Genomic DNA, 12,805 nt, shown 5'->3' with positions numbered 1-12,805 from the left:
TGTGCCTCCCGCACAGGTGATAAAGCCGCAATCAATCAGCGAACTCGGGGTTCTGCTTACTCATGTGGGCCGCCATGGCCACACGCAGATCGGCGGATTGCAGCATGGCGGCATTCCAGGTCGCGACGTACTCGAGCCCGTCGTCGACGCGATGATCGCGCATATAGCGGATCATTTCCTTGGTGCCGCGCACGGCAACCGGAGATTTTGCGGCGATCACCCGAGCAATGTCCATCACGCCAGCGAGCAGTACATCGAAATCGCTGAACACCTGATTGACCAGACCGATCTCACGGGCCTCTGCGGCGCAGACGGTACGGCCAGTGAACGCCAGTTCGCGAAGCATGCCGTCGCCGATGATGCGCGGCAGACGCTGCAAGGTGCCGACATCGGCGGCCATGCCGATATCGATCTCCTTGATGGCGAACTGGGCATCCTCGGCGCAATAACGCATGTCGCAGGCCGACACCAGGTCGATGGCGCCCCCCAGGCAATAACCATGAATGGCCGCCAGCACCGGCTTGCGGCACTGATCGACGGCCTTGAACGAGGCCTGCAGTTCGAGAATCTTGCGCCGCAGCGTCTGTGCGTTGCGCCCCACGTCCTTGCCCAGCTGAGTACCGACCTGCGCCAGCAGGCTGAGGTCGATACCCGAGGAAAAGTGTCGCCCGGCGCCGGACAGCACCACAGCCCTGATCTCATCCGTCTCGTCGACCCAGCGGAAGATCTCGATGATTTCCGTCCAGAACGCAGCGTTCATGGCATTGATCTTGTCCGGACGGTTGATCACCACATGGGCGACCTTGTCCACCAACTCGACACGAAAAGCCTGGTACTCGGACATGGCGGTCATCCTCGGCAAGAAGCGCTGTGCGCTAGGAGTCTTCTTATGGCGGCTCAAACGCCCCCGTGGCGGCAGCTGCTTACAACCGCGCAACTATAGCAAGCAGCGCCTGAAAGTCGATCACGCCGGGTGTGACGTGCAGCACGCCTCGCCCAAGCGAATGTTCCAACATGACGCCTGTAACCGGGTTCACCCCTCGACGATGCAATCCACCGTGTAATAGCTGCCCTGCTCGCCCTCGTGACGCTGCAGCCCGTGCACGTCGGCATCGAAGCCTGGAAAGCGCTGTTCGAAGGCCTGGGCGAAGCGCAGATAGTCGATGATCGAGCGGGTTTCCGTGGTGAAGCGCTCGCCCGGCATGATCAGGGGGATGCCCGGCGGGTAAGGCACCAGCATCACCGCCGCGATGCGCCCCTGCACCTCATCGACCAGCACTTCTTCCACCTCGCCACGTACCAGTTGGTTATAGGCGTCGGCCGGCTTCAGGGCGATCTGTGGCAGCACCGTGTACATGCGCTTGAGCGATTTGGCCGTAGCATTTTCCCGGTAGCAGTCATGCAGGGCATCGCACAGGTCGCGCAGGCCCATGCCCTGATAGCGGCCAGAGCCTTCACGGGCGATGGAGGGCAATACGGCGTTCAGTGGCAGGTTGGCGTCATAGCTGCGCTTGAATTCCAGCAACTCGGTCAGCAACGTGCTCCACTTGCCCTTGGTGATACCCATGGAGAACAGCACCAGGAACGAGTACAGGCCAGTCTTCTCGACCACCAGGCCGCGCTCCCAAAGGAATTTGCTGACCACCGCCGCGGGAATACCGCGCTCATCGAGGCGTCCGCCTGCGGTCAGGCCGGGCATCACCAGGGTCACCTTGATCGGGTCGAGCAGCACGTAGTCCTCGGCCACATCGCCGAAACCATGCCAGTCGGCCTCTGGCTGCAGCAGCCAGTCCGGCGTCGACACGTCGTCGGCACCTTCGGTCTGCGGTGGCTGCCAGATGCTGAACCACCAGTCCTCGCAGCTCAGACTCTGGCCGAGATTGGCCAGCGCGCGGCGGAAACTCAGGGCTTCGTCGAAGGTTTCCTGGATCAACGAACGCCCCGCCGGCCCCTCCATCATCGCCGAAGCCACGTCCAGCGAGGCGATGATGCCGTACTGCGGCGAAGTGGAGATATGCATCATGAACGCTTCGTTGAAGCGGTCACGGTCGAGCTTGCGCACGCCGGTGCCCGCGCCGTTGCACACGCCCCCCTCCTGCACGTGAATCATCGACGCCTGGCTGAAGGCCGCCAGCAGCTTGTGAGTCGAATGGGTGGTGAACACCATGGGGCCACCCGCCTCACGGGTGGTGCCCATGCCGTAACGGCCGGCGTAGAACTCGTGGAAGGCGGCGTAGGCGTACCAGGCTTCGTCGAAATGCAGGACTTCTACCGAATCGCCGAGGGTACGTTTGATCAGCTCGGCGTTGTAGCACAGCCCGTCGTAGGTCGAGTTGGTCACTACCGCCAGCTTGACCTTGGGCTCACGACCGCGCGCCAGGGGGCTGGCATCGATCTTGGCCTGGATCGACTCGCGGGAGAACTCGCTCAGCGGAATCGGCCCGATGATACCCAGCTCGTTGCGTTCCGGGGACAGGTACAGCGGAATGGCGCCGGTCATGATGATCGCGTGGAGGATCGACTTGTGGCAGTTACGATCCACCAGCACCAGGTCGTCGCGGCCGACCATCGAATGCCAGACGATCTTGTTGGCGGTCGAGGTGCCATTGATCACGAAGTAGGTGTGGTCGGCGCCGAAATTGCGCGCAGCGCGCTCCTCGGCGGCGGCCAGCGGGCCGGTGTGGTCGAGCAGCGAGCCCAGTTCGGGCACCGATACCGAAAGGTCGGAACGCAGGGTGTTCTCACCGAAGAACTGGTGGAATGCCTGCCCTACCGGGCTCTTGCGATAGGCCACGCCACCGCCGTGGCCCGGTGTATGCCAGGAGTAATTGGACTGTGAGGTGTGCTGCACCAGCGCCTTGAAGAATGGCGGCAGCAGGCCGTCGAGGTAATTACGTGCGGCCCGTGCCACCTGTCGGGCCAGAAACGGCACGGTGTCCTCGAACAGATAGAGGATGCCGCGCAACTGGTTGAGGTCGGCCATGGCTTCGGCCGGCGCGTTCTCGATGGTGACCTGCTCGCCCAACGCGAAGATCGGCAGTTGCGGCGCACGCCGGCGGGCGATGCGAATCAGCTCGACCATATCCTGAAGCAAATGGCGATTTTCCCCGGCACCCTCGGCAGCGACCAGGATACAGGCCAGGCCATGATGGGTCGAGGCGACGATATGCCCTTCCGCCGAGCTGGCGGTGGAGAGGATGGTGAAACCGTCCTGTTCCAGTTCCTGGGCGATGGCTCGTACCCGCTCACCGGCCACGGTATCGGCCTTGATATCACGATGAACGATGAGTACGGGGAACTTGAGGTCTTTGTACATCAGCTACACCTGAGGTCATACGGGATTGGCCCGCTGTGTCCTCAGGGTAGAGGCTCGCCGGAAAGGACGGAACCCCTCGCAGGCGGAGCTATACGAAAAGGTCGCAATTCGCTGCTCAGGAGGCGGAAGTGCCCTGTTCCAGCTGCGCCCACAACGCCGGGGCGCCAGCGGATTTCTCGATCGCGGCCAGGCGCGCGGCATGCGCCGCCAGGTCTTCGGCACTGGCGGCGATCACTGCGCCTCGTGCCCGATCGGCCGGCAAACGGCGAATCGGCGTCGGCTGCTGACGACCATTGCCGTCGCCCTCCGAGCCATCGCCCGCCAGGGACAGATTGGTCTGCCCACCGGTCATCGCCAGGTAGACGTCGGCGAGAATCTCCGAGTCGAGCAAGGCGCCGTGCAGTTCACGGCCAGAGTTGTCTACGCCGTAGCGCTTGCACAGCGCATCGAGGCTGTTGCGCTGACCCGGATGACGCTCGCGGGCCATCTGCAGGCTATCGAGCACGTCGCAGTAGGAAGCGAGATCCGCCCGCTCGTGCTGACCGATCAGGGCGAACTCATTGTTGAGAAAGCCCACGTCGAACGGCGCGTTGTGGATGATCAGTTGTGCGCCTTTGATGAACTCGTAGAACTCGTCGGCGACTTCCTTGAAGCGCGGCTTGTCCTTGAGGTCTTCGCTGGTGATACCGTGAACCGCGATGGCGCCTTCGTCGATGTCACGATCCGGCTGCAGGTACACGTGGAAATGGCGCCCGGTCAGGCGACGGCCCTCGACTTCGACGCAGCCGATCTCGATGACCCGGTGGCCATCGCTCACCGGCATACCGGTGGTTTCAGTATCCAGTACGACTCTACGCACGCTTCATGCTCCTGATGTCTTCGACGCCGCGGTTGGCCAGTTGATCCGCTCGCTCATTGCCGGGGTGGCCGATATGGCCGCGCACCCATTGCCAGGTCACGTTGTGTCGGCTGACCTGCTCGTCCAGTTGCTGCCACAGGTCGGCATTCTTCACGGGTTCTTTCGCGGCGGTTTTCCAGCCACGCTTCTTCCAGTTGGGCATCCATTCCTGGATCCCCTTCATGACGTACTGCGAGTCGGTGACCAGGCGCACGTCACAGGGGCGTTTCAGTTCGGCCAGGCCGCGAATCGCGCCCATCAGCTCCATGCGGTTGTTGGTGGTCACGGCCTCACCGCCCCACAACTCCTTCTCCACACCCTGGAATACCAGTAATGCGCCCCAGCCACCGACGCCAGGATTGCCCTTGCAGGCACCGTCGGTGTAAAGCTCAACTTGTTCGGACATGCAGCGCCTTTATCTATCGATGTTGCCGGCTCAGGACGCTTCGCTATCGCGACGGCTGACCTTGGCTACCGGCATGGGCACCAGCTTGCCCATCGGTTCGCGACGGGACTGGCGCAGTGGACGCAGGCCGACCACCAGCTTGCGCGCCACCAATACGTAAAAACCGCCACCCGGCGACTGCCAGGCGCCGCCCCAGCGTTCCAGGGGCCCCAGCCGAGCCTGCCAGGCAGCGGAAGCAAGCGGCGGACGATAACATCCGAAGCGCCGTTTCTCCAGCGCGAAGCCGAGCAGGTTGAGCCAGTCGCCAAGACGCCCGGGGGCGATGCAGCGTGCGTCGTGAAGGATGTCATGGGCGAACAGATGGCGTACCCCCCAGGCACTCAGCGGGTTGATGCCAACCACCAGCAGATGCCCGCCCGGGCGCACGCTGCGCGCGGCTTCCCGCAACAGGCCATGGGGCGACTGGCAGAAGTCCAGGCCGTGCTGCAGCACCACCACATCGGCTGCATGCTCGACCAGCGGCCAGGACTGTTCCTCGCAAACGATCTCGACCCCCTCGAAGGGCGCGCCAAGGCGCACGCTGCGTTGAATCTGCCGGGTCTCGATAGAGGTTTCGGCACAAGGGCCGTAATGCACCAGATAGCCGCCGAAGAAGCGTTCCAGCTCTTCATCCAGCAGGCGTTGCTCCTGTTCCAGCAGCAGACGCCCCAACGGGCTGGTGAACCACTGTCGGGCAGCACCGATTAGCTGGAGCCAATCGGCGTCCGCCTGGGCAAAAGGATTGTCGCTCATGGGAAATACCTGCGTAGCCATCTTCAACAATGACACCTAAGATGCACCTTTGTCCCCAGCTTGGCGACCACCTGATGATCAAGATCGAAGCCCTGAGCGCATTTTCAGACAATTACATCTGGCTGTTGCAGGATGAGCAGCGCAAACGTGTCGCCGTAGTCGACCCCGGTGACGCGGCGCCTGTGCAGGCCTGGCTGCAGGCACATCCCGACTGGACGTTGAGCGACATTCTCATCACCCACCACCACCCCGACCATGTCGGTGGCGTCGAACAGTTGCGCCGCGAGACCGGTGCTCGCGTCTATGGCCCGGCTAAAGAGAACATCCCCGCCCGCGATCAGGCGCTGGTCGATGGCGAGCGTATAGAGGTACTTGGCCTGCCCCTGCAGGTGATCGACGTACCGGGCCATACCCTCGGCCATATCGCTTTCTACCAGGACGATCATCACTGGCTGTTCAGTGGCGACACCCTGTTCGCCGCTGGTTGCGGTCGACTGTTCGAGGGCACACCCGCGCAGATGCACCACTCGCTGCAACGCCTCGCCGCGCTGCCGGACAATACCCTTGTTTACTGCGCCCACGAATACACCCTGAGCAACCTGCGCTTCGCCCAGGCCGTCGAACCTGAGAACCCGGCTATCGCCGAGCGCCTGCGACAGGTCACCGAATGGCGCGAGCAAGGCCGTATCAGTCTGCCTTCGCAGCTACAACTGGAGCGCGCCACCAACCCGTTTCTGCGTGGCGCCGAAACATCGGTCAAAGAAATGATCGCCAGCCGCGAGGGGCGCACGATAGACGACGAGGCCGAGGTATTCGCAGCTCTACGTGCCTGGAAGGATCACTTCTGAAGCGCCGACTGGGCCGCAAAAACTCTGATCAAAACTTGACCACCCCTGGATCGGTTTCTAGAATCCCCCGACTTTCGATCCAGGACGCCCCCACCAACCAATGCCTTCGCAGCCTTGCAACTCATTGAATTCAAAGGTATTGGCCTTGCGCTACCCGGCGCTTGCCGTGGCCATCCTTGCCGTTCTCAGCGGCTGCCAAAGCCTGGATCAACAGACCGTTGACGCAGGCATCGCGGTCGACTTGAGCAGCAAAGCGCCGCACGAACCGCTGTGGATCAATGGGCCGGTGCAGGCCGAACAACCCAAGGACGTCTGGGAGCGGGTGCGCGCGGGCTACCAGTTGCAAGACAACATCGGCGTCAATCCGCGTATCGAGCAGCAACGCCTGTGGTTCGCCAGCAACCCGTCCTTCGTCGAAAAGTCCGGCGAACGCAGCAACCCGTACATCCACTACATCGTCGAGCGTCTGCAAGAACGCAACATGCCGATGGAGCTGGCACTGCTGCCGATGATCGAAAGCGCTTACAACCCCTTCGCCTATTCGTCGGCCAATGCCGTGGGCCTGTGGCAGTTCATCCCGTCCACGGGGCGCCACTTCAATTTGCGTCAGACCAGTTGGTACGACGGTCGTCGTGACGTCACCGCATCCACCCAGGCCGCCATGAATTACCTGGCCCGCCTGCACGAGATGTTCAACGGCGACTGGCTCCTCGCGCTGGCAGCCTATAACGCCGGTGAAGGTCGGGTCAGCCGCGCCATCGAGCGCAACCAGAAACTCGGTCTGCCGACCGATTACTGGAACCTGTCGCTACCCCAGGAAACCCAGAATTACGTTCCCAAGCTGCTCGCCCTGTCCCAGGTGATCATGGCGCCCGACGCCTACGGCGTGAGCCTGAGCCCGATCGCCAACGAGCCCTATTTCGAAGAAGTTGAGCTCAAGCAGCGCATGGATCTGTCGCGTATCGCCGCGCTCGCGGAAGTGGACGAAGACGAACTCTACCTGCTCAATCCGGCCTTCAAGAAACGCATCACCGTCGACGGCCCGCAGCATCTGCTGGTGCCGACCGAGAAGGTCGAACTGCTGACCGCCAACCTGTCGACCCTCAAACCTCAGGATCTGCAGAACTGGCAGGAATACGTGGTGCGCCCGGGCGATAACCTGCACGGCATCGCCAAGCGCTACGAACTGAGCGTCGCCAGCATCAAGGAGCTCAACCAGCTCGCTGGCAATACCTTGCGAATCGGCCAGCACCTCAGCCTGCCGGCCATGGGGCAGCCGGTGCCGGACTCGACGCCGCAGCGCACCACCAACACCGCCGTCGCATCCGCATCGCGTAACTATCAGGTGCGTAAGGGCGACAACCTGTGGCAAATCGCCAAGGCGCACAATGTCTCTGTCAGCGAAATCCAGCGCTGGAATGCGCTCAAGGGCAATGCTCTGCGGATCGGTCAGAATCTCAAGCTGCAGGGTACGGGCACGGCGGCTACCCAGGCCATCGCTCAGCTGGAGCGTGATGACGTGACCTACTACAAGGTGCGCAAAGGCGATTCGCTGCACCTGATCGCCAAGCGCTTCAACGTGCAGATGAAGAACCTGCAGAGCTGGAATCCACGCACCGGCAAGGCACTCAAGCCGGGCCAGGTACTGACCCTGCGCCTGCCTAACTGAAGTCCATTGCAACACACTTGATGCAAGTGGCCGGGGCCGGCCTTTTTCCTGTACAGACAAGCTGTTACTGTACGGAAACCTTTGCCGCCCCGGATCGGATATTGCACTTGAGACGCCCTCTCCTCTCGCTGATTTTCGGCCTGGCCACCAGCTTCCCGGCCCTGGCAACGCTCAGCGAAAGCCATGGCTATGCGCAGTTCGGCACGCTCAAGTATCCCGCCAGCTTTACCCACTTCGACTGGGTCAACCCGGAGGCGCCCAAAGGCGGCACCCTGCGGATCATGGCCTCCGGCAGCTTCGACACACTCAACCCCTATACCTTCAAGGGCACCAGCCCGGTCGCCACGGCCAACTTTCTGCAGTACGGCGTCAACGAGCTGAACGAGCCGCTGATGGTCGGTACCGGACAATACGATCCTTCCGGCGACGAACCTGCCTCCAGCTACGGACTGATTGCCCGTTCCGTCGAATACAGCGAGGATCGCAGCTGGGTGGTGTTCAACCTGCGCCCAGAGGCACGCTTTCATGACGGCAAGCCGATCACCGCCTACGATGTGGCTTTCTCCTACCGGCTGCTGCTCAAGGAAGGTCACCCGCAGTACCGTACCAACCTGCAGGAAGTGCAGCGGGTCGATATCCTCAATCGCCACCGCGTGCGCTTCGTCCTCAAGCGCTCGAACAATCCGCTGCTGATCCTGCGTCTGGGCGAATTACCGGTACTTCCGCAGCATTACTGGAAGGATCGTGACTTCAAGGCCACCACCTTCGAGCCGCCACTGGGCAGTGGCCCCTATCGCATAACCCGGGTCAACCCGGGGCGCAGCCTGAGCTTCGAACGGGTCGATGACTGGTGGGGGGCATCGCTGCCGGTCAACCGTGGCAAGTACAACTTCGATCGGGTCGAAGTGGACTTCTACCGCGATAGCCACGTCGCCTTCGAAGCCTTCAAGGCCGGGGAATTCGACCTCTATATAGAGCAGCAGGCGAAGAACTGGGCCAACAACTACCGCTTTCCTGCGGCCACCCGCGGTGACGTGGTTCGCGCGGAGATCCCTCATCAGATTCCCACCCAGACTCAGGCGCTGTTCATGAACATGCGCCGCGGCACCTTCGAGGATGTACGCGTTCGCGAAGCCCTGGGCCTGATGTTCGATTTCGAGTGGACCAACCGCACCCTCTTCAACAGCTCCTACACCCGCGCCGCCAGCTATTACCCCAACAGCGAATTCTCCGCCAAGGGCAAACCGGAGGGCGCGGAGTGGCTGCTGCTGTCGCCCTTTCGTGCCCAGCTACCGCCCCAGCTGTTCACCGAGCCATTCCAGATGCCGGTCACCGACGGCCGTGGCATCCCCCGGGAAACCTTGCGCCGCGCTCTCGGTCTACTGGCCGATGCAGGCTGGAAGCCCTCTGGCCAGCGCTTGCTGAACGACAAGGGACAGGCGCTGCGCTTCGAGATATTGCTGGTCAATCCCAATCTCGAGCGCATTCTTCAACCCTTCACCGAAAACCTCGCGAGCATCGGCATACAGGCCAACCTGAGAACGGTGGATCGCGCCCAGTACAAGCAACGTCTGGATCAGTTCGAATTCGACATGATATTGCTGACCCTGCCGCAAACCCTCAGCCCGGGCCTGGAGCAGTCGCTGTACTTCCATTCCAGCCAGGCCAGCGTCAAAGGCGGAAAGAACTACGCCGGCATCAACGACCCGGTGGTCGATGCCTTGCTCGAAAAGCTGCTCTCTGCCCGCAGCCGCGACGAACAGGTGGCCGCCACCCGCGCCCTGGATCGAGTGATGCTCTGGCAGTACTACACCATTCCCAACTGGTACATCGACTATCACCGCCTGGCGTACCGCAACCGCTTTGCATTCGTCACCACGCCGCCCTACACGCTGGGTCTGCGCACCTGGTGGCTGAAAACCACGGAGAACGCCCGATGACGCGTCCACTGCGCTCATTCCTGATGCACGGCAGCGCCCTGCTGCTGCTCGGCCTTGCCAGCCTGACCCAGGCCGCCCCGCAACACGCGTTGACGCTTTACGGCGAGCCGCCGAAGTACCCGGCCAACTTCAAACACTTCGACTACGTAAACCCCGATGCGCCCAAGGGTGGCATCCTGCGCCTGCCTGGCCTCAATGGCTTCGACAGCTTCAACCCGTTCATCCCCAAGGGCAACTCGGCGGATCGCCTGGGCCTGATCTACGACACCCTGACCTACCATTCGCCGGACGAGCCATTCACCGAGTACGGGTTGCTGGCCGAAAAAATCGAAAAGGGTGCGGACGACAGCTATGTGCGCTTTTTCCTCAATCCCAAGGCGCGCTTCAACGATGGTGAACCCGTCACCGCCGAGGACGTGATCTTCACCTTCAATACCCTGCTCGAGCATGGCGACCCCATGTACCGGCACTACTACGCGGATGTCGCAGAAGTCGTGGCCGAGAACGAGCGCACCGTGCGCTTCAACTTCAAGCATGCCGGCAACCGCGAGCTGCCGTTGATTCTCGGCCAGCTGGCTGTGCTGCCCAAGCACTGGTGGGCCAGCCGCGACTTCTCCCGCGGCGGCCTGGAAATCCCCCTGGGTAGCGGCCCCTACCGCATCGCCGGTTTCTCGCCGAACAGCTCGATTCGCTTCGAGCGGGTCAAGGACTGGTGGGCCAAGGATCTGCCCGTGGCCCGTGGCCAATACAACTTCGACGAAATTCGCGTCGAGTACTTCCGCGACATGGCGGTCGCCCTCGAGGCGTTCAAGGCCGGGCAGTTCGACGTCAACCTCGAGTACTCGGCCAAGGACTGGGCCACCGGCTACAACTCACCGGCTCTGCGCGCCGGACGCTTCGTGCAGGAGGCCTTCCCCAACCGCAACCCGGCCGGCATGCAGGGCTTCGTCTTCAATACCCGCAAGCCACTGTTCCAGGATGCGCGCGTGCGTGAAGCCATCGCGCTGCTGTTCGATTTCGAATGGGCTAACAAGCAGCTGTTCTACGGCGCCTACAAACGCACCCACAGCTACTTCGAGAACTCGGAAATGGCCGCCACCGGCCTGCCCAGCGAAGCGGAGCTGAAACTGCTGGAGCCGCTACGCGGGCAGATCCCCGAGCAGGTATTCACCGAGCCCTTCAAGACGCCGGTCAGCGACGGCAGCGGCATCATCCGCGACCAGGCCCGTCGCGCGTATCAGCTACTCACAGAGGCTGGCTATCGCATCGAGAACGACAAGATGGTCGATGCCAATGGCAACCAGCTGGCGTTCGAGTTTCTCAATCACCAGGCCAACCTGGAGCGGGTGATTCTGCCGTTCAAGCGTAACCTGGCGGAACTGGGGATCGACCTGCAGATTCGCCGCGTCGACGTTTCCCAGTACATCAACCGCCTGCGTTCGCGGGATTTCGACATGACCTCGGCGATCTGGCCGCAATCCAGCTCACCGGGCAACGAGCAGCGCGAGTTCTGGCACTCCAGCAGCGCCGACAACCCGGGCAGCCGCAACCTTATCGGCCTGCGCGATCCGGCCATCGATCAACTGGTCGACGGCCTGATCCGCGCCGACTCGCGCGAGTCGCTGATCACTCACACCCGCGCCCTGGATCGCGTTCTGCTGTGGGGCAACTACGTGGTGCCGAACTATTACGTCGACGCCTACCGCGTGGCCTACTGGAAGCGCTTCGGTCACCCGGAGAAATCGCCACTGTACGATTACGGCCTGATGACCTGGTGGCAGGAAAAGCCGGTCGGCGAAGTGGTAACGCCTGAAGAGAAGCCCACCACCGAGCAGGAAGAACGCTGAATGCTGGCTTATATCCTGCGGCGCCTGCTGCTGATCATTCCGACCCTGTTCGGCATTCTGGTGATCAACTTCGTGATCATCCAGGCAGCCCCTGGCGGCCCGGTCGAGCAGATGATCGCCAAACTCGAAGGATTCGATGCTGCCTCTGGCGGTGCCACGGGGCGTATATCCGGCGGCGGTGGCGGTGAGGTAGCGGCGGCCGGTTCCAATTACCGTGGCGCTCAGGGTCTCGACCCCGAGCTGATCGCCGAGATCGAGAAGATGTACGGCTTCGACAAGTCGGCGCCGGAACGCTTCTGGATCATGCTCAAGAACTACGCCCAGCTGGATTTCGGTGAAAGCTTCTTTCGCGACGCCAAGGTCATCGATCTGGTCGTGGAGAAGATGCCCGTGTCCATTTCCCTTGGATTATGGAGCACGTTGATCATGTATCTGGTGTCCATTCCGCTGGGCATCGCCAAGGCGACACGGCATGGCAGCGCGTTCGATGTGTGGACCAGTTCGGCGATCATCATCGGTTACGCGATACCGGCTTTCCTGTTTGCCATCCTGCTGATCGTGCTGTTCGCTGGCGGCAGCTATTACGACTGGTTCCCGCTGCGCGGGCTGACTTCGAGCAACTTCGACGAGCTGAGCTTCGGCGGCAAGCTGTTCGACTATTTCTGGCACCTGGCACTGCCGGTGACGGCCCTGGTGATCGGCAACTTCGCCACCCTCACCCTGCTGACCAAGAACAGCTTCCTCGACGAGATCAACAAACAGTACGTGACCACCGCCCGAGCCAAGGGCCTGAGCAACACCCGCGTGCTCTACGGTCACGTTTTCCGTAATGCCATGCTGCTGATCATCGCCGGCTTTCCGGCGGCCTTCATCGGCATCTTCTTCACCGGATCCTTGCTGATCGAGGTGATCTTCTCCCTCGACGGTCTCGGTCTGCTGAGCTTCGAGGCGGCGATCAACCGCGACTATCCGGTGGTCTTCGGCACCCTGTTCATCTTCACCTTGCTGGGGCTGGTCGTGAAACTGATTGGCGACATCACCTACACCCTGGTCGATCCGCGCATCGACTTCGAAAGCAGGGAGGGCTGA

At 62.1% G+C, this 12,805-nt stretch carries 10 protein-coding genes; 5 read left to right on the top strand and 5 right to left on the bottom strand.

Annotated features, from left to right (window positions below; all coding sequences use genetic code 11):
• Nucleotides 1-31: 31 nt before the first annotated feature.
• The 5 genes from DNK10_RS17125 to DNK10_RS17105 form a co-directional block, all read right to left on the bottom strand.
• Complete coding sequence (locus DNK10_RS17125; protein ID WP_131192383.1) at nt 32-844, bottom strand: crotonase/enoyl-CoA hydratase family protein; 813 nt, start codon at nt 842-844, stop codon at nt 32-34.
• Between the two features lie 189 nt (nt 845-1,033).
• On the bottom strand, nt 1,034-3,316 hold the full coding sequence (locus DNK10_RS17120) for an Orn/Lys/Arg family decarboxylase (RefSeq protein ID WP_131192382.1): 2,283 nt from the start codon (nt 3,314-3,316) through the stop codon (nt 1,034-1,036).
• Nucleotides 3,317-3,431: 115 nt separating this feature from the next.
• The gene (dnaQ, locus tag DNK10_RS17115) at nt 3,432-4,175 is read right to left on the bottom strand and encodes a DNA polymerase III subunit epsilon (protein WP_131181723.1); all 744 of its coding nucleotides are present in this window, start codon (nt 4,173-4,175) and stop codon (nt 3,432-3,434) included.
• Nucleotides 4,168-4,620 carry a ribonuclease HI gene (gene rnhA, locus DNK10_RS17110; protein ID WP_131181724.1) on the bottom strand — a complete coding sequence of 151 codons (453 nt, stop codon included), beginning with the start codon at nt 4,618-4,620 and terminating at the stop codon, nt 4,168-4,170. Before rnhA ends, dnaQ begins: the two co-directional genes overlap by 8 nt.
• A 30-nt stretch (nt 4,621-4,650) precedes the next feature.
• Nucleotides 4,651-5,412: a class I SAM-dependent methyltransferase gene (locus DNK10_RS17105; RefSeq protein WP_131181725.1), complete on the bottom strand. Its 762-nt coding sequence runs from the start codon at nt 5,410-5,412 to the stop codon at nt 4,651-4,653.
• Between the two features lie 74 nt (nt 5,413-5,486).
• On the opposite strand from DNK10_RS17105, the gene gloB reads away from it, so the two are divergent.
• From gloB to DNK10_RS17080, 5 genes are all read left to right on the top strand, one after another.
• On the top strand, nt 5,487-6,260 hold the full coding sequence (gloB, locus tag DNK10_RS17100; protein WP_131181770.1) for a hydroxyacylglutathione hydrolase: 774 nt from the start codon (nt 5,487-5,489) through the stop codon (nt 6,258-6,260).
• 100 nt (nt 6,261-6,360) lie between these two features.
• Nucleotides 6,361-7,929, top strand: coding sequence for a lytic transglycosylase domain-containing protein (locus DNK10_RS17095; protein WP_131192381.1), 1,569 nt, complete (start codon nt 6,361-6,363; stop codon nt 7,927-7,929).
• A gap of 107 nt (nt 7,930-8,036) precedes the next feature.
• Entirely contained in the window at nt 8,037-9,869 is a 1,833-nt protein-coding gene (locus DNK10_RS17090) for an extracellular solute-binding protein (protein ID WP_131181727.1), read from the top strand.
• Nucleotides 9,866-11,716, top strand: coding sequence for an extracellular solute-binding protein (locus DNK10_RS17085; RefSeq protein WP_131192380.1), 1,851 nt, complete (start codon nt 9,866-9,868; stop codon nt 11,714-11,716). The genes DNK10_RS17090 and DNK10_RS17085 overlap by 4 nt, the downstream gene beginning before the upstream one ends.
• Nucleotides 11,717-12,805 (top strand): microcin C ABC transporter permease YejB, encoded by a 1,089-nt coding sequence (locus tag DNK10_RS17080; RefSeq protein ID WP_131192379.1) that lies wholly within the window; start codon nt 11,717-11,719, stop codon nt 12,803-12,805.

Origin of the sequence: Phytopseudomonas daroniae, from assembly GCF_004327275.1 — a bacterium.
Lineage (GTDB): Bacteria > Pseudomonadota > Gammaproteobacteria > Pseudomonadales > Pseudomonadaceae > Aquipseudomonas > Aquipseudomonas daroniae.
Note: the sequence above shows the minus strand (reverse complement) of the source record. Positions and strands in the feature narration are given on the sequence as shown.